This window comes from Brevundimonas sp. NPDC046655 (assembly GCF_044901625.1).
GTDB lineage: Bacteria > Pseudomonadota > Alphaproteobacteria > Caulobacterales > Caulobacteraceae > Brevundimonas.
This window is the reverse complement of the sequence record NZ_JBJDPV010000002.1, coordinates 222,702-240,995: the sequence shown is the minus strand read 5'-3', so window position 1 is coordinate 240,995 and position 18,294 is coordinate 222,702. Positions and strand designations below refer to the sequence as shown.

Below are 18,294 nucleotides of genomic sequence, written 5' to 3'. Positions count from 1 at the left end.
TCCCATGTTTCGCACTGTGCTCGCCGCCGCGGGCGCGGTCCTGATCTGCGGATCCGGACCCGCTCTCGCCGCGCCTATCACCCTGGACGACCTCCTTTGTGTCGAACGCTTCGGCCAGGTCGCCCTTTCCCCTCATGAAACCACCCTCGCCTTCGAACACATCGGCCCCATGATCGAGGCCGGACCCTACGAATATGACGCCCTGGATCTGGTGCTGCGCTCGAGCATCATGATCGCTCCGGCCAACGGAAGCGCCGCCCCTCGCCGCCTCCTCCCGAGGGCGAAGGGCGAGGGCCATGTCATCGGCGCCTGGTCTCCGAATGATCGACGTCTGCTCATCTATCGGCTCGCAGAACGCTCTTTTGCGGCGGGGATCGTGGACACGGCCACAGAAGACGTCCTGTGGCTGCCCGGCACGCCCGACACCTCCATGTGGGGTCGGGCGGCCCAATGGCGCAACGACGCTGAGCTGGTCATGATCCAGCGCGTCGAGGGCGACCTCCCGCCCATGGTGCGCCAGGGCTTTCATGTCCAGGATCGGATGAGCGAGTTGTGGCGGTCCACCCGCGAGGGGCTGCAACCCGGCCGCACCCTGATCGGCGGGGGCGCCTTTCTGGACAGGAACCCCAGGCCGGCGGAGTCCCGTCTGGTTCTTGTGTCCGCCGCGACCGGACGACAGCAGAGCCTGGCGACGGGCCGTTTCCACGACCTGGAAATCGCCCCGGGCGGAGCCTTCGCCGCTGCGGTGCGGTTCTCCGGGGACCGCGCGTTCGATCCAGACGCCCCCTTCCTTCAGGGCGATTTTTCAGAAAGGCGCGAGCTCACCCTGGCCAACCTCGAAAGCGGCGAGGTCTGGGAACCGCTCCCGGGACAGGACATCTCCCCGCTCCTGATGTCATGGTCGCCCTCTGGCGATCGTCTGCTGGTCTGGGCAAGGCAGGACGGCGAGCCCTGGTCGAGCGGTCGACTGATGCAGATCGACCCCCGACGGAAAACCGTCAGTGCTGCGGACCTGGGCGGCTTCAAGCCGGCGCGGCTCGAGACCGGACTTCGCACGGAATTCATCAGCGCGGACTGGCTTGGCGAAAACCCGATCCTCTATGTCCAGAACGGCGACCGACGCGACTGGATCTCCCTCACGGATACCGGCCCACGGGTCCTGACGACCGCGCTGACCTCGCCCTCCTTCTCGCTGATCGCGGTTTCCGCTGACCGCCTTGTGGTGCAATCCGGAACCGAGGCCTGGTCCGTCGATCAGAACGGCCAGGCGACACGCCTGGGAAGGGCGATCCGCGCCAGGCCGAGCGCGACATCCGCCCTCTTCAGCCGGGGTCAGCGCTTCTCGTTCAACAGCCCGGCGCGACGGGACTGGACATTGACCGGTGATGGCCAGGAGATGTGGCGCGTGGATATGACCACGGGCGCTGCGACAGGCTCGCGATCGGAAGTCTCATCCCGGATCGTCGCAGCGGGGGAACGGCGCACCGTCGTCGCGATCAGGGATGACCGCAACCGGGAAGCGCTCGCCGTGGACGGCGCGCCTCCCTTGATGCGATTGAACGATCGGCTCGCCGAGGTGAGCTATGCTCCTGCGGAAACGGTGATCCATACGGGTCGGGACGGCGCGCCGCTCACGAGTTGGCTCTACCGTCCGCTCAAAACAGGCGCTCGCAAGCCCCCACTGATCGTCGTTCCCTATCCCGGCGAGCCGGCATATCAGCCAGCCTCGCCGGAAGACGGCGTGACCTCCAATGTCCAGCTGATGACGGCGGCCGGCTATGCGGTGCTGATCCCGAGTCTCCCTAGACCGGACCGGCGGGGCGAGCCCGCCCTCGGCATGGCGGACGACATCCTGGCTGCTGTTGACGCCGCAGAGTCTCTGGACGCCTTCGACCGGGACCGGGTCATTCTCTGGGGGCACAGCTTCGGCGCCTTTGCGGCCGTGGCCGCGGCGACCCAGTCAGACCGCTTCTCAGCCGTGATCGCGGCGAACGGCCCCTATGATCTGCTCAGCGCCTGGGGCCAGTTCTCCCTGCCCGCCGCGCTTTCGCCGGCAGACGGGCTGCCGGTGAGATCGAGAGCCGGTTGGGTCGAGACCGGTCAGGGAGGGCTCGGGTCTCCTCCCTATGCGGACACGGACCGTTATGTGCGCAACAGTCCGGCCCTGGCCGCCGACCGGATCTCGGCGCCGGTTCTGGTTGTCACAGCCGATCGGGACTATGTTCCGCCCGGCCAGGCCCAGGAGCTTTTCTCAGCCCTCTACCGGCAGCAGAAGGACGTCGTCCTCCTGACCTACATGGGCGAGGGCCATGTCCTCTCCAGCCCGGCGAACATCCGCGACTTCTACGAAACCGTTTGGGCCTGGCTGGATGAGGTGCTGCAATCTTCGCCCGTCAGGTCCGGTCGCCAGAATGAGTAGCCTTCCTTCATAGGCCTGACGCGCTCAGGTCCGGCGCCCCAGGCACTGGATCTGAGCGATCGTCAGTCTCTGAGGTCCGATCAGCGTCGGCTCGGTCTCGCGCCAAAATCAGTCCGCGCGGCTCGACGCCGATCGCCCTGCGGCGCTCGATCCGGACGGCTGATCTCCTTGATCAGCCGGTCCGGCTGTTGCCGATAGCAGCCGAACGCGGCGCCAAGGCACAGCCCTGCGCCGCTGCGTCATCAGCCCGCCTTCGACCTGCCGCCCGACCTGGCCTTTGGAGCCGCCTTCGCCGCCCTGCGACCACCGGCCCCCAGCCCCATCCGCTTGGCCAGATCGGACCGCGCTTTGGCATAGTCGGGGTGGACCATTGGGAAATCCGCTGGAAGGCCGAAGGCCTCGCGATAGGACTGCGGGGTGTGCCCGTGGATCGCCAGGTGACGTTTCATCGACTTGAAGGGCTTCTGCGTGATCAGGCTGATAATGCCCGCGGGGGTGATCAGCTTGCGAGCCTGGGCCGCCGTGAGCTTTCGTACCGGTTCAACCTCCTCGACGCGCTCCGAACCGGTGGAACCGAGCGCGGCATGGACTGAGGTGATCAGGCCGGGCAGCGCGCCGGCCTCAATCATGTTGTTCGTCACATAGGCTGCGACGATGTCGGCGGTCATGTCGAGAAGGTCCCGGTCAGGCGTCATCGCGTCTTCCAAGGTACGGCTCCAGTAAAAAACGGGGCTTCCTGGATATCCTGTCACGCCGTCATCGGACAGGTCGAATAGGGCTCGCCAGTTCGAGGGGCGGCCGACACGTTGCTAGCCAAGCCAGGCGCTCACCCAGCTTTCGACAAGGCTCAGCATCATCAGTTCCAAATAGCCGCCTTGCCAGATCAGGTGTTCAACCTGCAGCGCGGCTTCGACCTGCCCCCGATCGATCAGGCCCTGGCGAGCAAGATGTCCCTCCAGCAGATGCGGTCGGAGACGGTCGATGTTGGCGGCCAGCACGCGACCGTAATAGCCGCCGAGTTCCGCCTTCGAGCGCCGCTGGATCAGGGCGGCGGGCAGCCTGTCGGCGAACGCCTCCCGAGCCAGGAGTCGATCATGCCCGCCCCTTGTCAGTTCATAGGCGGGTGTGGCGAGGACGGCTTCCATGACGGGTTGGCTGAGTGCCGGATGAAGCAGATCCGCCCTCGCATTTCGCAGTGATCCGCTGTGAAGCCCGAGATTGCTGGTGAAGCCGACGACCTGCTGACGTTTGGCGGGCCCCAGGTCAGCCACGTCCTGCAGCCAGGGATGAGACGCGCCTTCCATTTGGCGGATATCCGGATGAAGAAGTCCGTTCGCCGACGGGGCGTAGTCGTGCGGGCGTCGCGCCGAAACCAGCGCCGCCCTCATGGTCCGCCAGGCGGAGCGCCTCATGCGGCGGGCCAGCACCGGCGCCGTCGGGGTCAACAAAGCCCCCAGCCCGCAATCTCGAATCTGGTCGGCGAGAATGCTGGAACTCGCCGTCTGCATGAAGGCGACATCCCCGCCCTTGCCGGTCAGAACCCCTTCGACGCCATGCCGCTCGCACAGGTCCGCCTGCAGGGCGTCGTAGGCTGCATCGAGCTTGTTGAGGCTGGGCCTGAGCGACCGGGGATGGTCCAGCGCCAAGCCATCGACCAGATCCCGGGCGGACCGGGACATGATCGTCAGTTCAACGCCGAGGGTCTCGGCCACCGCCCGGGCGTAGGCCCGCTCATCCGACTCGGCATAGGGCCCGCAGGTGTTGAGCCACACGGCCCTGCCGCGGAAACCGCCCGCGAGGAGGCTGGAGGCCATGATCGCCGAATCCAGGCCGCCGGAAACCTCGGCCAGGACAGAGGTCCGCCTCCCGACCAGGCCGGTCACCGCAGCATCGACCGTCGCTCGCAACCCGGCCGCATCGGTCGGCGATGAATGACGCGCGGCCTGAGCCGGCGACCATATCTGGCGATTTCGTCCGTCAGGAAGGTGGAGCCCTCCTGGCGGCACCGTCTTCCACCCGGCGACCAGATCGGCGGAGGACAGGGTGATGGGGTCGCGAAGCACCTCCGCCACCGTTCGCCAGGAGAGCGCCGGACGATCGTTCGTCGCCTCGATCATCCAGGCCGAAGCATCGCTTGCGACCAGCCAGGTCGATCCGCTTCGCGATACGGCGCAGTCGACGGCTCCCGACGGATCCCTGAACACCCCGCTCAAGACCTGATCCGGGCCTAGTAAGAGGGCAATGTAACGGCCCCAGAGGCTCTCGCTCAGATCCCGACACAGGGCGTCGACCGTCTTCCCCGAGATCAGGAGCGGCGAAGACGTTACGACCTCGCCTATGATCAGAAGTTCGCCGGAGGCGTGAGGAAGGCGGGCGACGACCGCCCGGTCCGTCGCGACCCACAACCGAGAACCGATCTCCGTGATCCGCCAGGCTTCACGGCGAGCCGCTTCCTTCATTGCCTGGAAGGCGCCTTCGTCCGCCTCCGGACCCAGCACGGCGACGAAGCGCGTCACGCCCCGATCACCAGGATAGGAGTGTACAGCGCCACCCGATCGAGATCATCGTCGAGAAGCACATCCCCGACCTGGAGCCAGCAGTGGGCGGAAAAGGGCCATGTCCGGACCCCGAAAATCCAGGTCGAGCCGAGGCCGCGCGACGCCAGGTGGGCCCGCAGAAGACAGGCCCTGTAAAGACACTGCCCCTGCCCCGGCGCCCATGGCGTCCAGCGATCAAACAGGCGGGCCTCGGCCATGGCGTCGTCAGCCCGATCATACCGCAAGGGCAGGCCGGGCGACCGTCCGATCAGGGCTCGCAGAGGACGGCCAGGGATGCGCCAGGCCTCGGACGCCATGACCCTCGCCAAGGCCAAATGGGAAAAGAAGCCGCCTTCGGGACCTTCATAGCGCCTGGAGGTCCGGACGGCAGGCGCAGGCATGATAGGCGGGTGGTCTGAACAGCCGGTCTGGAACAGCCCTGTTTCAACAAGGCCCTGCGCGACCGCGGCGCTTGCGGCTATCCACCGGCCGTCGCCTTCGCATTTCAGATAGCGGCCCACACCAGGGAGGCAGAAATAGGCGTCTGTCTCGAGATCCAGCGCGACCAGGTCGTCTTCGACGACGGCGATATGGATGGAGGGCGCTGGCGAGATCATGACGCGCAGGACGGTCGGCCGCCGGCCGAAGCCGACGGCCTGCGTCCTCAGCCCTGCGGCTTGATGCGGGTGAAGTCGATCTCAAGGACGCCCTCGAGTTCGCCGCCGCGGGTCAGGGCGCGCGCTTCGCCGAGGCGGATGAGGCGGATCGGTCGGGTCATCTCAGTCTCTCCTCTGGTATGCCGCGGAAGTGCGGCTTCTTCAGGAGGCGACCGAGGAGCGGAACCGGCAAGCTATATTGCCATATATTCCATGGCCGGTGCAGGCGCCGGCGTCATTCCGGCGCCTGCGGGTCCGTCAGGCCATGCGGATGTAGGAGCCGTCCAGTTCCAAGACGCCGACGTGCCATCCGCCGCGAGTGAGGTCGCGGGCCTTGCCCAGACGAACCAGGCGAACACGGGTTGAGTTTTGCATCACAGTCTCCTTGATCAGCCGCAGGATTGCGGCGCCTCCATGGGCTGCCCGTCTCAAGGCGGTGACAAACTATATCTCGATATATTCAACGGCCCGGCTTCGGCCTGGCCCGACGCAGGGCCTCCTCGCCCGCCTTCAGCCAGTCGGCCTCATCGCCGCCCGCCGATTTTTCCACGAGATCGCGCACGCTCGCATTGACAGCCGCGACTATGGTGCGCGCCTCCAGGGCCGCCAACCGGTCGCCGAGCTGATGATTGAGCTGCTGCACGCCGATCATCACGATGCTCATCAACTTGTTCGAACGGCATCGGATCGCGAAATCCGGAGATCCGATCGAAAGAGAGGCGAAGATGGCGTCCGGATCGGCGTCCACGAAATGGCAGAAGCGGTAGATGTAATCGACGTTGAGACGTCCTCGCCCCGCTTCGAAATCTTGATAGGTTCGGAGAGCCAGGTTCATTCCTTGAGCGACTTCCGCCGACGAGAAGCCGCGCAGGCGTCTAAGACCCCGGATCGCGGCGGAAAGCACTGCGCTGTCGCTTTCAAGCTCTGATTGGTCCGGCGGCTTCATTTCACAACCTCCCCGCGACAGGTGTGGGCGGGGAGAGCGTTTCAGGCAACAGAAGTCAGCGTTTCTGTGCTCAGAATTCACCGTTTGCGCGAATATACCGCGTGTAAATGCGAGCTTTTCATCTCCCGGCGAGGATATGCCGCGCCCGGACCATCCGCAGCTTCCCCCTCGTGCGAGATGGCCCGACTCTGGCGATTCGAAGCCCGGAGTCGTCGGATGGCGCGTAATCGCGACCCTTTCGCCAACGCCTTACGTACGCTCCGCGAGCGCGCGATCGCCGGCGTCTTCTCCCCCGGCAAGCCCATCATTATTCTGGACGAAGCCCAGGCTCTGGGCCTGTCCACCACCCCCGTCCGCGAAGCTCTCGCCTGGCTCGGCGGCGAAGGTCTCATCAGCCGCGCCCCCGCTGGAGGCTATGCCGGTCTCAGCCTCGACCCCATGGGGCTGGTCGGTCGCTACAGGCTCCGTCTCCACTGCCTGGAAACGGGTCTCTCCAGCGCCGCGACCCTCAACACATTTCAGCCGGACGCCGAACCGGCCCGGCTTTTCAGACATATCGTGGCGGGGGCCGCCGATCCCGCCTTGATGGGGTTGTATGACCGCACCCAGAACGTGCTCCAGAGGTTCGCCGGCGCCGAAGCCAAGCTGCTGGGGGATATGCCGCTCGCCCTGGAGAGGGTGACGGGCCATCTGGCCCGGGGCGATACCGAGGCGGCCGACGCCGAGCTTCGCGCCTTCCACCATCGACGCATCAACGCCGCCGCCCTTCTGGCGGAGAGCGAAATGCCCGAGGCGGGCGCGGTGTGAGGGCAGGACCTGCCTCGCGGCTGGACCTGACATCCCTGAGGTGGAGCATCGCCGTCGCCAGCGCCGGCGGGTTCCGAAAAGCCGCCCAGACCCTCGGCGTCGAACAGTCGGCGCTCAGCCGGCGGATTCGGGGCCTTGAAGACGAAATCGGCGTCTCCCTGTTCCACCGCAACCCCGGAGGCGCCTCCCCGACCTTCGCCGGGACATCCTTCATCCGGGGCGTGGAACACGCGCTTGATCTGCTGACCGACTGCGTAACGGAGGCGCAGGAGGCGGGCCAGGGGCGACTGGGCAGGCTGAAGATCGGGCTGACCCCCTCCTTCCTGTCGGACGCCCTGTTCGGCCTCCTCGATCGATTTCGCGGAGCCCATCCCCATGTCCAGATCGAGATGGTCTGCGGCGCTGCCGAGGATCATCTCGCCGCCGTCGCTGATCGGCGGCTTGACGTCGCCGTCCTGCCCGGAGGCATGACGGTGACCGGCCTGGACATGTCGGAGCTGTGGCGGGAAAGCCTTCACCTCGTTCTCCCCGCGCGCCACGTCCTGGCCCAGGGCTCCACGGTCGATCTCCTGGCCCTTGAACAGGGTCCGTTGCTGATCAGCGAAGGCGACCTGGGCGCCGATGTGCTCGCCCATATCGGCCTGCCCCCCTCCGTGACCGTCAGGATCGTCCGGGCCGGACTGCCGATCCTGTTGTCACAGGTCGAGCTCGGCCTCGGGCTGGCGATCATCGCCTCCAGCGCGCTTGCGCACGCCCGTCTGCCGGCCGGACTGACCCACCGGCCGCTCAGCGCCAGGGATGGTTTGAGCGTGAGCTTCGCCGCGGCCTGGTATCACCAGAACGACAATCCGGCGCTCCGTCGGTTCGTCAGTTCAGCCCGGGCCTTCTGACGCCGCAGTATCCCGCGCCTCTGAAGCTATCGGTCGACGCCATGACGCGTCTTGGCTGTGATGAAGGATCGATCGGACGCCATGAAGCGGCTCAGCATGGGAGCGATGAGCTGGACGGCCGTGTAGGATCTTTCCCCGTGGGCCGAAAGCACCTCGGCGTACAGGACCAGGTCACGGTGGATGTCTGCGGGCATTTCAATCGTCATCTTCACCGGGGTGTCGTCCTGCAATCCGGCGAGCTTAAGGGCGCTCATGAATCAGCCTCCGTAGGGTTGAAGGTTCAGGTCCCGGGTCAGGATGATGCGAAAGGCGAACCCCGCGCGGACGGTGATGCGGGGCGGGATCGACAGACCGCGCTCGACCAGACCTCGCCCCAGAACGTTCATCCCTCGCCCTGTCCCGTCGCGGAGGGCGCGCGCCACGCGGTCTGCATCATCCCCTTCAACGGCCGCGCCGCCGACGGCGAGCAAGGTCGTCAGGGCTGCGGCCCTCAGTCGTTCGCCCCAGCGCGGGTCTGTGCGGTCCTCAAGTCCCGCATAGCCCCGGGCGTCGGACGCCGCCTCACCCTCGAGAGCGATAGAGCGGCCGTTCGGCAGGATGATCCGGGTCCAGCGCACCATGAGGCGAGACTGCCCCTGGCTTACATCCGCGGCCTGCGATCCGATGAGCCGCGAACCCTTGGGGATCAGAAGGTCCCGACCGGTCAGGGTGTCATGCACATCCGCCGTGATCTGACCAAGCACCGGTCCCGCCAGGTCTGACCGAACACCCGTCACCAGGCTGGCCTCCAGGACCGCTCCCGCCAGCAGGGTTGCGTCCGCCTCAACGTCCGGCGACCTGTCGACCTTGACCTCGGACGGGTCGCCCGGCGAGCCTCGTGCGCCGCCGGCCCGGATCGAGCCGTTCTGGATCAGAAGCAGTGGCGAGCCGAGCGCCGCTTCGGCCTCCGCGCGGCGGCGTTCACGTTCAGCGCGGCGGGCCTCCGCCCGATGCTCGTCGCGATCGGCAGAAGCCGTCGCGCCCGGGCTCGCCTCGACGGCGTTCCGTGCGTTCAGGACAGGCTTGCCCAGGTCACCGGGCAACGGCGGCCCCAGCCGCGGCGCCGCATAATCCCCTGGCAGGGCGCGCACCGCTTCGGGCGGCGGAGCCCTGGACGGGGCGAGTTCCACTGGCGGCGTTTCCTTCGGAGAGTTCAACAGGCCGAAACCCGCTGCGGTCGAAATGGCCGCCACCAGGCCGGCGGCCCCCGCCATCGCCGCCTTGCGCGAAAGCCGGAGAGGTTTTGGAGGATCAGCCCTGAGCCTCATGGCCCTGACGGCGGGATCGAGGTCGGCGGACGCGCCCTTCATCGTCCGTCCCTCCTCTTTTCGATCGCCACGGTCTGGGTTCGCCGGCCGGAAACCAGACGAAGCTCCGCCTTGTCGAACAGACGGTCGACGACGACCCGACGGCCGAGCACGCGGTAGTTCACCAGCGCCGCCTCGCCGTCGGCTTCGATGATAAAGAGCGGCGGCAGCCTTGCCTGATCGATCGCGGCGTCGAACTCGAGAACGACCTGCCGACCGTCGTCAAACACTCGCACAGGCCGCCAGGCCAGTCGCGGACCCGATACGCGATAGCCGAAGTCGAGATCCTCCAACCTCATCCGGGGCTCGGCGTCGCGCTCGGCCTGCCGCGTGGCCCGAGCCTCAAGGGCGACGAGGTCGTCGAGCGGATAGCGCCAGGACACGCCGGCCATATAGGCGGCGGGTCGGGCATTGAGCTCGATATGATAGGTCCGCCGGTGGGTGTTGATGACGAGGTTGGTTTTCAGATCACCGCGCGTGGGCTTGACCAGAATATGGGTCCGACGGGCGTCGCCGGCGCCGCTCTCCGTCTGGCCGATGATCCAGCGAACCGTGTCGCCGGCCGCCACCGGCCCCTGCGCCGCCAGGGCCTCTCCCGGCTGCAAGGCGATGTCGGTGACATGTCCGGGCGCGGCGTAGACCTGAAACAGCGCGCCCGCCTCATAGGCGAAGACCTGGGTCGCATTCAGATAGTTCTCGCTGGACGGTTGCACACGCGCGGCGGCGTTGGCCGCGGCGACGTCCGCTCCGGGAGAGGAGACGCTTCTCCGCGCGGACTGGAATGTCGCCGCTTCTGTCACCCAGGGAACAGCAAGGCAGAGCGCGACCAGGGCCGCGGACGACAGGTGGCTGCGGCGCATCAGTTGATCTCCTTCGACCAGTTGAAGGCGTGAACGAGCACGCCGAGAGGGTTCTTCCGCAGGTCGTCGGCCGTCCTCGGCGGCTGGATCGTCACCGTCAGGATCGCCGTCCATCGCTCGCTGGCCGAAAGGCGGCCGTCGATGAAACGCCGCTCCGTCCAGGCGACCCTGAACGAGGACGGCGAGGCGCGGATGATGCTGGAAACCTCGACCCCGACCTGAATTCGGCCCACATCAGCGAAGGGATCATGGGTGCGGGCGAAGTCGGACAGAGCAGCGGCGCCTTGGTCGGTCGTATAGTCGTAGGCGCGCAGCCAGTTGTTCCGGACCACGACCGGATCCGCCGGGATGCTGCGGACCTGCTCGACGAACCGACCGAGATGCCAGGCGATCTGGGCGTCGCTGGGCGAGTATCCGGCCTGGGCCGGGGCGACCGCGATCGCCTCGCCATGCGCGTCCACCTCGACGATCCAGGGGGTGACGACGCCCCGAGCGGACTGGACCACGAGGGCGGAGGCCAGCCCCCCGGAAAGGCCGAGCGCCATCAGGGCGGCGAGGCGCCAGCTGCGCGCCTGGACCCTGGCCGACCCGATCCGGTCGTCCCACGCCTGCGCCGCCCGCTGATAGGGCGTCTCCGGCGCGGGGGTGCGCCCGTAATGGCCGCTGGAGCGTTTGAACGGATTCATGAGCGGTCCTCGCTGACGGAAACGGATGCGGAGCCCCCAGGGCGATCACCGGACCGAACCGCGTGAAGCGCGCCGGCCACGCCATGGGCGAGAGCCTGACGGCGCTCCATCTCCCTGGCCCACTGCGGCTTGTCCTTCGGGCTTGATGCGGTCGATCCGGCGTCGGCCGGGGTCGCCGCCCGTTGGGTCCCGGCCTCGGCCGACGGCGCCCCGTCCCGCCGACCGGCGCCCGTCTCCGAGCCCGCCGAGGCGGCTTCGGGCGGGGCGGCAGACTTCTGCTGCGTCCTTCCTGACGGTTGGGTCGCCGGATCAGCGCCTGCGCCTCCTCGACCGCCGCCGCGGCCAGACCCGCGCCCGCCTTCGCCGCCTCCCGTCCCCTTCCCGTCTCGAGATCCGCGGCCTGAACGCGGGCCTGAACCCGGGCCTGAACTCCCGCCGGAGGCCGGAGCCCCGGCGCGCGACGCGGTCGCGGCCGTCCCGGCCCGTCCCGCCAGACCGGCCCCCGCACCGGCGGCCAGTCGGGCGCCGGCCACGCCGACCGCCGCGACGCCCCCGACCGCCAGACCGGTTCCGATCGCGGCGCCTGCCCCCAGTTGAGGCCCGCCGGACACCAGGCCTGTGGCGATGCCGGGGCCGAAGATGGCGAGGCCGGCCAGACTGAGAGCCGCCAGGGTGACGGCGAGAACGTCCTCAAGCGCCGGCGGCTGGCCGCCGAAATCCGTGACGAAGGCGTCGAACAGGCTGGATCCGATGCCGACGATGACGGCCAGAACCAGGACCTTGACGCCGGAGGCCACCACATTGCCGAGAACACGCTCCGCCAGAAAAGCCGTCTTTCCAAACAGACCGAAGGGAATGATGACGAAGCCCGCCAGGCTCGTCAGCTTGAACTCGATGAGGGTGACGAAGAGCTGGATCGCCATGATGAAGAAGGCGATCAGGACGATCAGAAAGGCGACCATGAGGATCGCGATCTGGACGAAGTTCTCGAAGAAGCCGGGAAAGCCGGACATTTCGGCGGCGGCCATGAGCATCGGTCGCCCCGCATCAATCCCCGCCTCGGCGAGTTTGCCGGGCCTGAGAAAATCTTCGGTCGAGAGTGTCGTGCCGGAACCTTTGAGGCCTAGGCCGGCGAAACTGGCGAAAACGATCTCGGACAGCTGTTGGAAATTGCCGATCAGGAAGGCGAAGAAACCGACGAAGAGGGTCTTCTTGACCAGTCGGGCGAGAATGTCGTCGGACGGCCCCCAGGCCCAGAACAGGGCGGCGAGCGTCACGTCGATGACGATCAGGCTGGTCGCGATGAAGGCGACCTCCCCTCCCAGAAGCCCGAAGCCGCTGTCGATGTAGCGGCTGAAGACCTCGAAGAACCGGTCGATGACGCCGGAGTCAGTCATGGCGCCCTCCGGCGAAAAAGCGTCGTCGGCTTTCCGCCCAGGCCGCATGACAGGCCGGATCGGCGCCGCCCGCCTCCCCAAGCGCGCGGCAGCGGACCAGTTCTGCTGAAGGCCCGGCCGCGGTCGGCCCCACGGATCGTCCTGACCGGAGCTCCCGCGGGCTCGCCAGCGCCGCCGCGACGAGGGCGCAGATCGCGATCATGACGGCGGCCGCCGCCAGAGGATCCTTACGGATCAGGCTTCTCACTGTTCCGGCTCTCCCATGAAGCGCCGAAAGCGCGCCTGGGCGTCCGCACGCGCGGCGGCGCGGTCGGCGGCGTCCAGGGCCTCCGCCCTTCCTTGTGCGGCGAGCAGGGCGGCAAGCTCGACCAGTTGGCTGGACTGCAGGGCCAGCAGCTGATTCCCGGCCTGGGCGGCCTGGAGCGCGCCCGCTGCGCCCTGACTGGCGCTCACCAAACTTTCCAGCTCTTCCCGGGTCGCGCCCAGTCCCTGGACCACGCCGGCCTGGACGCGCATGGCGTCCTCGAAACCGGCCACGGAGGAAAGCCAGCGCTGACGCGCCCGCGCCACCAGGTCTTTCTCGGAAGTCGACAGGGCCACGGCGCCGTAGCGGGCGTCGAACGCCGCCTCGATCTCCCCCACGTCAAAGGCCAGGGTTTGGGCCTGCGACAGAAGACCGCGCGTGCGCTCCACCTGGCCCTGCAGGGTCCGGAGCGAGGAATAGGGCAGGCTTGTCAGATTCCTCGCCTGGTTCATCAGGGCGGTCGCCTCGTTCTGCAGCGACTGGATTTGGTTGTTGATCTGCTCGAGGGCGCGGGCGGCCTGGATGACGTTCTGAACGTGATTGGTCGGATCATGGACCACGACCTGGCCCGTCGCCGGACCTCCGCACAGAAGGACGACAATGGCTGCGGCGGACACGGCGAAAGGCGAGCGCGGGCGCTTCATGGTCAATCTCCGGCTTGGGGAATGTTCGGGGTTTCAAGCAGATCGGCCGCCCACGGCAGGCCGCGACGACGCAGCCAGGCGGCTCCGAAGCCGGTTCGGCCGGCCTGGGCGAGAACAGCGCGGACGGCGGCCTGATCCTCCGTCGAGGAGGCGGCGCAGAAGGCCAGGGCGACCGGGCCGAGGCCGAGTTCGAACAGCCGGTTCCCTGCACGTGACTGGCAGTAATAGTCGCGTTTGGGCGTCGCCCGGGTCAGGATGTCGATCTGCCGGTCGTTGAGGCCGAAACGACGATAGACAGCGCTGATCTGCGGCTCGCGCGCGCGGGCGTTGGGCAGGAAGAGTCGGGTATGGCAGCTTTCGACAATGGCGGCGGCGAGGGGACTGCCGTCGATATCGGCGAGCGACTGGGTGGCGAAGACCACCGAGGCGTTCTTCTTGCGCAGGGTCTTGAGCCATGCCCGCAGCCGGGCGCCGAAACCGGACGCATCCAAAGCGATCCATCCTTCGTCGATGAGGATCAGGGTCGGGCTGCCGTCCAGCCGCGCCTCGACCCGATGAAAGAGGTGATCCAGAACGGCGGGCGCGGCGGCCGAACCCATGAGGCCTTCCGTTTCAAAGACCTGGACCGCCCCCGTCCCGAGGTGTTCATGATCCCCGTCGAGCAGGCGTCCCCACGGCCCGGCCAAGGTGAAGGGCGCAATCGCCTGCTTCACGGCGATGTTCTGAACCAGGGCCGCAAAACCGGACAGGGTGCGCTCGCTCGCCGGCGCCCCCGCCAGACTGGTGAGGGCGGACCAGATCCGATCCTTGGTCTCGGGATCGACCGTCACGCCTTCTCGCGCGAGAAGATCCCTCAGCCAGGCCTGGGCCCAGGCGCGCTCGCCGGGATCGTCGATCCCCTCGAGCGGCTGGAGGGTTAGACCGCCTTCGCGGTTCTGCATGGCCTCTCCGAGGTCGTGGAAATCGCCGCCCATGCCGAGCGCCGCCGCCCGGATCGATCCGCCGAAGTCGAAGGCGAAGACCTGGGCGGCCGGATAGCGGCGGAACTGCAGCGCCATAAGCGCCAGTAGAACGCTCTTCCCCGCCCCTGTCGGCCCGACCATCAGGGTGTGGCCGACATCCCCGACATGATGGGAGAAGCGGAAGGGCGTGGCGCCGTCCGTGCGGGCGTGGAAGAGGGGCGGCCCGTCCAGGTGGGGGTTCCAGTCCGGCCCGGCCCACACGGCCGACATCGGCATGATGTGAGCCAGGTTCAGCGTCGAGATCGGCGGCGTCCGCACATTGGCGTAGACCTGCCCCGGCAGGCCGCCGAGCCAGGCCTCGACGGCGTTGAGGCTCTCGGCGATGCAGGTGAAGTCGCGTTCCTGCACCGTCTTCTCCGCCTGTCGCAGCTTGGCGTCGGCGACCGCCGGGTCCTCGTCCCAGACCGTCAGGGTCGCGGTGACGAGCGCGTAGCCCACGCCGTCGGCGCCGAGATCCTGAAGCGCCAGATCGGCCTCCGCCGCCTTGTTGCCGGCGTCCGTGTCCATGAGGACGGACGCCTCATTGGTCATCACCTCCTTGAGAAGGGCGGCGACCGACTTGCGCTTGGCGAACCACTGGCGACGGATGCGGCCCAGCAGGCGAGCGGCGTCCGTCTTGTCCAGGCACAGAGCCCGGGTGGTCCATCGGTAGTCGAAGGCCAGGCGATTGAGTTCGTCGAGCAGCCCCGGCCAGGTGGCGGTGGGAAAACCGATGATCGTGAGGACCCGCAGGTGCGACCGGCCCAGTCGCGGCGCCAGCCCGCCGACCAGGGGCTGGTCCGCCAGGAGGGCGTCGAGATGCATGGGGGTTTCCGGCAGGCGCACAGCCTGGGGCGCGGTCGAGACCGTGGCGTGCAGATAGGTCAAGGTGGCCTCATCGTCGAGCCAGTCCGCCTGGGGCATGAGCCCCTCGATCAGGGCGAGGAGGCGGTCCGTGCGATCGACGAAGCCCTTGATATGCCCGGGCCAGTCCACGCCCTTTTCCGCCTCCCCCTCGTACAGCCAGCGCGCCGCCCGTCCCCGATCCTCGGTCGGCGGCAACCAGACCAGGGTGAGATAGAAGGCGCTCTCGAAATGCGCCCCGCGCGTCCGAAAGGCGGCCTTGCGCTCCTCGTCGACCAGACCGGACACAGGGTCGGGAAAAACGCTCTCGGGATAGGCGGCGGCCGGATGACGCTGCGCTTCCACGAAGAGGGCCCAGCCGGAGCCGAGCCGACGCAGGGCGTTGTTCAATCGCCCCGCCGCCCCGGCCAATTCGGCATTGGTGGCGGAGTCCAGATCCGGCCCGCGAAAGCGCGCGGTGCGCTGCAGGCCGCCGTCCTTGTTGAGGACCACGCCCGGGGCGATCAGCGCCGCCCAGGGCAGGACGTCTGCGAGTCGTCGCGGCCGGGAGCGGTATTCCTGAAGCGAGAACATGGTCAGACATCCAGATAGGCGGGGAGCCGCAGGTGGCGACGCGCCGCCTCGACGAAATCCGGGTCGTGTCGGGCGGCGAGGACCCCGAGCGCATGCCCGATGATCCAGAGGGCCACGCCGACGGCCCACAGCCGCAAGCCCAGCCCCAGGGCGGCGGCGACGGTGCCGTTGACGAGGGCCAGGTCGCGCGGCGCGCCGCCCAGAAGGATCGGCTCGACCAGGGCTCTGTGGACCGGGGCGACGAAGTCTTCGGGGATTGGATCGGACATCAGACCAGGGCGCCGCCGCCGAAGGAAAAGAAGCTGAGGAAGAAGGAACTGGCCGCAAAGGCGATGGAGAGGCCGAAGACGATCTGGATCAGGCGACGGGCTCCGCCTGAAGTGTCCCCGAAGGCCAGGGTCAGGCCGGTGACGATGATGATCATCACGGCGATGATCTTGGCGACCGGCCCCTCGATCGACTCGAGGATGGACTGAAGCGGGGCCTCCCAGGGCATGGAGGAACCGCCGGCCAGGGCGGGTGAAACCGAGGCTGCGGCTGCGACCAGCGCAAGGGCGGCGTGAAGACGACGACAGGCGATCATGGAGATGCTCCTGGGCAGATGACGACAGTTCAGCAGGCGATGGGCGACAGCCGGTAAGCCCCGTGGGGGTCCAGGCCGTCGACGGCGGCGAGTTCGACCAGGCGTCTTTCAGCGCCGCGACCGGCGAGGACGGCGATGAGATGGATGGTGTCGGCGATCAGGGCGCGAGGCGGGGTGACGACGGCTTCCTGGATGAGTTGTTCGAGCCGGTGGAGGGCCCCGCGCCCCGAGTCGGCGTGCAGGGTGCCGACCCCGCCCGGATGTCCTGTGCCCCAGGCCTTCACCAGATCCAGAGCCTCCGCGCCGCGAACTTCGCCGACCGGAATACGGTCCGGCCGCAGGCGCAGGGCGGAACGCACCAGGTCGGACAGAGTCACGGCTCCATCGAGGGTGCGCAGGGCCACGGTATTGACCGCCGCGCATTGCAGCTCGCGGATGTCCTCGAGCAGGATGATCCGGTCGTCGCTGTCGGCCATCTCCGCCAGCAGGGCGTTGACCAGGGTGGTCTTTCCGCTGGACGTGCCGCCTGCGACCAGAATATTGCGTCGTCCTGCGACAGCGTCCCGCAAGCTCCGGGCCTGGCTCGCGGTCATGACGCCGGCGGCGACGTAGTCGTCCAGGGTGAAGACCGCGACGGCGGGCTTGCGGATGGCGAAGGCCGGGCCGCGCACGATCGGCGGCAGCAGGCCCTCGAAGCGCTCCCCCGTTTCGGGCAACTCAGCGGAGATGCGGGGACGGCTCTCGTCCACCCCCAGTCCGACGTGGTGCGCGACCAGCCTCACGATCCGCTCCCCCTCCGAAGGCTCCAGCCTCTGGCCGGTGGCCTCCAGGCCGCTCGTCAACCGATCCAGCCAGATCCTGCCATCGGGATTGAGCATGACCTCCGCCACGTCCGGCTCGGAGAGGGCGTCCAGCAGCGCCGGCCCTAAAGCTGTGCGAAGCATTTTGAGGCTGCGCGCCGGAATGGTCATGGCGTCCCGTCTGCGAGAGCGGATCGACGACCGATCCGGACGGGGGCGACAAGAAGGCCTCAAATCACCAGGGTTCAACACCCCTGACGGCGTAGTAGGGCCTTGGCGCAGAAAGACAGGCGATCGGCGGCGCGGCCGCCCGCACCCGAGAACGGGACCTCTGTTCTGAGGCTCGCGATATCAGGATTCCGGGTCACTGACTGAAAGGACGAGGTCATCCGACCGGCGGAGCGAATCGTATCGCGCTCAGGCCCGGGACTTGCTCCAGGCCTGCTGCACGAACACCCTTGTCGAGTTCCGCTTCATTATGACCCGTTCCTCCCGCATTTCCGAACTTCGCCAGCTGCAGCTCAACGCCGAACGCATGGCCCGTCTTTCGCCGTTCGAGGCCGATCGCGACCGGTTCGCCGGCATGGCGGAGCGCTATCGCAAGGATGCCGATGCTCTCGAGATGAAAGACGAAGACGCGCCGCTGACGGGCGGGTCCGCCCGGAGGGTTTGACCGCGTCGGCCTCCCGAAAGAACGGCCGCCGCTCAGCCGCCGATGGTGCGACGGGCATGCGCCCCAAGAAAATCTCTTCGGGCGACCGCGACGACTGAAGCGCCGATATAGCCAGGGTCCGGCCAGGAACGCCCGCGCAGCTTCATCGCGTGCCCCTTGCGGATCATGCCGGATGGCGTCGACACGCAACGCCGGCTGTCCAGCTCAGGAGCAACCCTTTCCCGACTTCACGGTTATTCCGGGCTGGTGATCAATTTCGCTCTTGCCGGTAGAAGTTGGTCGTGCGTCGAGCCCTCGGGCTCCGCCTC

At 67.7% G+C, this 18,294-nt stretch carries 19 protein-coding genes; 4 read left to right on the top strand and 15 right to left on the bottom strand.

What is annotated here, in order from left to right:
- Positions 1 to 4: 4 nt before the first annotated feature.
- Positions 5 to 2,419 (top strand): alpha/beta fold hydrolase, encoded by a 2,415-nt coding sequence (locus ACI2KI_RS08925; protein ID WP_404619367.1) that lies wholly within the window; start codon positions 5 to 7, stop codon positions 2,417 to 2,419.
- A gap of 242 nt (positions 2,420 to 2,661) precedes the next feature.
- On the opposite strand, the gene ACI2KI_RS08920 is transcribed toward ACI2KI_RS08925, so the two are convergent.
- The 4 genes from ACI2KI_RS08920 to ACI2KI_RS08905 all read right to left on the bottom strand — a co-directional run bounded on the left by ACI2KI_RS08920 (position 2,662) and on the right by ACI2KI_RS08905 (position 6,558).
- Positions 2,662 to 3,126: a MucR family transcriptional regulator gene (locus ACI2KI_RS08920; protein WP_404619365.1), complete on the bottom strand. Its 465-nt coding sequence runs from the start codon at positions 3,124 to 3,126 to the stop codon at positions 2,662 to 2,664.
- Between the two features lie 102 nt (positions 3,127 to 3,228).
- Positions 3,229 to 4,935 (bottom strand): asparagine synthase-related protein, encoded by a 1,707-nt coding sequence (locus ACI2KI_RS08915; protein WP_404619363.1) that lies wholly within the window; start codon positions 4,933 to 4,935, stop codon positions 3,229 to 3,231.
- A complete protein-coding gene (locus ACI2KI_RS08910) occupies positions 4,932 to 5,357 on the bottom strand; it encodes a lasso peptide biosynthesis B2 protein (protein WP_404619361.1) in 426 nt (141 codons plus the stop codon). The genes ACI2KI_RS08915 and ACI2KI_RS08910 overlap by 4 nt, the downstream gene beginning before the upstream one ends.
- 715 nt (positions 5,358 to 6,072) lie before the next feature.
- Positions 6,073 to 6,558 (bottom strand): helix-turn-helix transcriptional regulator, encoded by a 486-nt coding sequence (locus ACI2KI_RS08905; RefSeq protein WP_404619358.1) that lies wholly within the window; start codon positions 6,556 to 6,558, stop codon positions 6,073 to 6,075.
- A gap of 216 nt (positions 6,559 to 6,774) precedes the next feature.
- On the opposite strand from ACI2KI_RS08905, the gene ACI2KI_RS08900 reads away from it, so the two are divergent.
- Both ACI2KI_RS08900 and ACI2KI_RS08895 read left to right on the top strand, forming a co-directional pair.
- Complete coding sequence (locus ACI2KI_RS08900; RefSeq protein WP_404619356.1) at positions 6,775 to 7,365, top strand: hypothetical protein; 591 nt, start codon at positions 6,775 to 6,777, stop codon at positions 7,363 to 7,365.
- On the top strand, positions 7,362 to 8,255 hold the full coding sequence (locus ACI2KI_RS08895) for a LysR family transcriptional regulator (protein WP_404619353.1): 894 nt from the start codon (positions 7,362 to 7,364) through the stop codon (positions 8,253 to 8,255). The genes ACI2KI_RS08900 and ACI2KI_RS08895 overlap by 4 nt, the downstream gene beginning before the upstream one ends.
- Before the next feature lie 26 nt (positions 8,256 to 8,281).
- On the opposite strand, the gene ACI2KI_RS08890 is transcribed toward ACI2KI_RS08895, so the two are convergent.
- The 11 genes from ACI2KI_RS08890 to trbB are packed head-to-tail and all read right to left on the bottom strand — an operon-like array spanning position 8,282 to position 17,457.
- Positions 8,282 to 8,509, bottom strand: coding sequence for a DUF2274 domain-containing protein (locus ACI2KI_RS08890; protein WP_404619351.1), 228 nt, complete (start codon positions 8,507 to 8,509; stop codon positions 8,282 to 8,284).
- 3 nt (positions 8,510 to 8,512) lie between these two features.
- Positions 8,513 to 9,604 (bottom strand): TrbI/VirB10 family protein, encoded by a 1,092-nt coding sequence (locus ACI2KI_RS08885; protein WP_404619349.1) that lies wholly within the window; start codon positions 9,602 to 9,604, stop codon positions 8,513 to 8,515.
- On the bottom strand, positions 9,601 to 10,461 hold the full coding sequence (gene trbG, locus ACI2KI_RS08880; protein ID WP_404619347.1) for a P-type conjugative transfer protein TrbG: 861 nt from the start codon (positions 10,459 to 10,461) through the stop codon (positions 9,601 to 9,603). Before trbG ends, ACI2KI_RS08885 begins: the two co-directional genes overlap by 4 nt.
- Positions 10,461 to 11,147 carry a conjugal transfer protein TrbF gene (gene trbF, locus ACI2KI_RS08875; protein WP_404619345.1) on the bottom strand — a complete coding sequence of 229 codons (687 nt, stop codon included), beginning with the start codon at positions 11,145 to 11,147 and terminating at the stop codon, positions 10,461 to 10,463. The genes trbG and trbF overlap by 1 nt, the downstream gene beginning before the upstream one ends.
- On the bottom strand, positions 11,144 to 12,544 hold the full coding sequence (trbL, locus tag ACI2KI_RS08870; RefSeq protein WP_404619343.1) for a P-type conjugative transfer protein TrbL: 1,401 nt from the start codon (positions 12,542 to 12,544) through the stop codon (positions 11,144 to 11,146). The genes trbF and trbL overlap by 4 nt, the downstream gene beginning before the upstream one ends.
- Positions 12,537 to 12,746 carry a putative entry exclusion protein TrbK-alt gene (trbK-alt, locus tag ACI2KI_RS08865; protein WP_404619612.1) on the bottom strand — a complete coding sequence of 70 codons (210 nt, stop codon included), beginning with the start codon at positions 12,744 to 12,746 and terminating at the stop codon, positions 12,537 to 12,539. The genes trbL and trbK-alt overlap by 8 nt, the downstream gene beginning before the upstream one ends.
- 41 nt (positions 12,747 to 12,787) lie before the next feature.
- Complete coding sequence (trbJ, locus tag ACI2KI_RS08860; protein ID WP_404619341.1) at positions 12,788 to 13,492, bottom strand: P-type conjugative transfer protein TrbJ; 705 nt, start codon at positions 13,490 to 13,492, stop codon at positions 12,788 to 12,790.
- A 2-nt stretch (positions 13,493 to 13,494) separates the two neighbouring features.
- Positions 13,495 to 15,930, bottom strand: a complete 2,436-nt coding sequence (gene trbE / locus ACI2KI_RS08855; RefSeq protein WP_404619339.1) for a conjugal transfer protein TrbE — start codon at positions 15,928 to 15,930, stop codon at positions 13,495 to 13,497.
- Positions 15,931 to 15,932: 2 nt separating this feature from the next.
- Positions 15,933 to 16,199, bottom strand: coding sequence for a VirB3 family type IV secretion system protein (locus tag ACI2KI_RS08850; RefSeq protein ID WP_404619337.1), 267 nt, complete (start codon positions 16,197 to 16,199; stop codon positions 15,933 to 15,935).
- Positions 16,199 to 16,513: a TrbC/VirB2 family protein gene (locus ACI2KI_RS08845; RefSeq protein ID WP_404619335.1), complete on the bottom strand. Its 315-nt coding sequence runs from the start codon at positions 16,511 to 16,513 to the stop codon at positions 16,199 to 16,201. The genes ACI2KI_RS08850 and ACI2KI_RS08845 overlap by 1 nt, the downstream gene beginning before the upstream one ends.
- 29 nt (positions 16,514 to 16,542) lie before the next feature.
- Positions 16,543 to 17,457, bottom strand: a complete 915-nt coding sequence (gene trbB / locus ACI2KI_RS08840; protein ID WP_404619333.1) for a P-type conjugative transfer ATPase TrbB — start codon at positions 17,455 to 17,457, stop codon at positions 16,543 to 16,545.
- Between the two features lie 286 nt (positions 17,458 to 17,743).
- Between trbB and ACI2KI_RS08835 the strand changes: the two genes are divergently transcribed.
- The gene (locus ACI2KI_RS08835; RefSeq protein ID WP_404619331.1) at positions 17,744 to 17,986 is read left to right on the top strand and encodes a hypothetical protein; all 243 of its coding nucleotides are present in this window, start codon (positions 17,744 to 17,746) and stop codon (positions 17,984 to 17,986) included.
- The last annotated feature ends 308 nt before the right edge of the window (positions 17,987 to 18,294 follow it).

Excerpts from the sequence above, each read along its gene's own strand:
- ACI2KI_RS08905 (WP_404619358.1), bottom strand. The coding sequence starts at position 6,558 with ATGAAGCCGCCGGACCAATCAGAGCTTGAAAGCGACAGCGCAGTGCTT.
- trbE (WP_404619339.1), bottom strand. The coding sequence starts at position 15,930 with ATGTTCTCGCTTCAGGAATACCGCTCCCGGCCGCGACGACTCGCAGAC.
- trbB (WP_404619333.1), bottom strand. The coding sequence starts at position 17,457 with ATGCTTCGCACAGCTTTAGGGCCGGCGCTGCTGGACGCCCTCTCCGAG.
- ACI2KI_RS08845 (WP_404619335.1), bottom strand. The coding sequence starts at position 16,513 with ATGATCGCCTGTCGTCGTCTTCACGCCGCCCTTGCGCTGGTCGCAGCC.
- trbL (WP_404619343.1), bottom strand. The coding sequence starts at position 12,544 with ATGACTGACTCCGGCGTCATCGACCGGTTCTTCGAGGTCTTCAGCCGC.
- ACI2KI_RS08850 (WP_404619337.1), bottom strand. The coding sequence starts at position 16,199 with ATGTCCGATCCAATCCCCGAAGACTTCGTCGCCCCGGTCCACAGAGCC.
- trbJ (WP_404619341.1), bottom strand. The coding sequence starts at position 13,492 with ATGAAGCGCCCGCGCTCGCCTTTCGCCGTGTCCGCCGCAGCCATTGTC.
- ACI2KI_RS08910 (WP_404619361.1), bottom strand. The coding sequence starts at position 5,357 with ATGCCTGCGCCTGCCGTCCGGACCTCCAGGCGCTATGAAGGTCCCGAA.
- ACI2KI_RS08885 (WP_404619349.1), bottom strand. The coding sequence starts at position 9,604 with ATGAAGGGCGCGTCCGCCGACCTCGATCCCGCCGTCAGGGCCATGAGG.
- trbK-alt (WP_404619612.1), bottom strand. The coding sequence starts at position 12,746 with ATGATCGCGATCTGCGCCCTCGTCGCGGCGGCGCTGGCGAGCCCGCGG.
- ACI2KI_RS08890 (WP_404619351.1), bottom strand. The coding sequence starts at position 8,509 with ATGAGCGCCCTTAAGCTCGCCGGATTGCAGGACGACACCCCGGTGAAG.
- ACI2KI_RS08925 (WP_404619367.1), top strand. The coding sequence starts at position 5 with ATGTTTCGCACTGTGCTCGCCGCCGCGGGCGCGGTCCTGATCTGCGGA.
- ACI2KI_RS08900 (WP_404619356.1), top strand. The coding sequence starts at position 6,775 with ATGGCGCGTAATCGCGACCCTTTCGCCAACGCCTTACGTACGCTCCGC.
- trbG (WP_404619347.1), bottom strand. The coding sequence starts at position 10,461 with ATGCGCCGCAGCCACCTGTCGTCCGCGGCCCTGGTCGCGCTCTGCCTT.
- trbF (WP_404619345.1), bottom strand. The coding sequence starts at position 11,147 with ATGAATCCGTTCAAACGCTCCAGCGGCCATTACGGGCGCACCCCCGCG.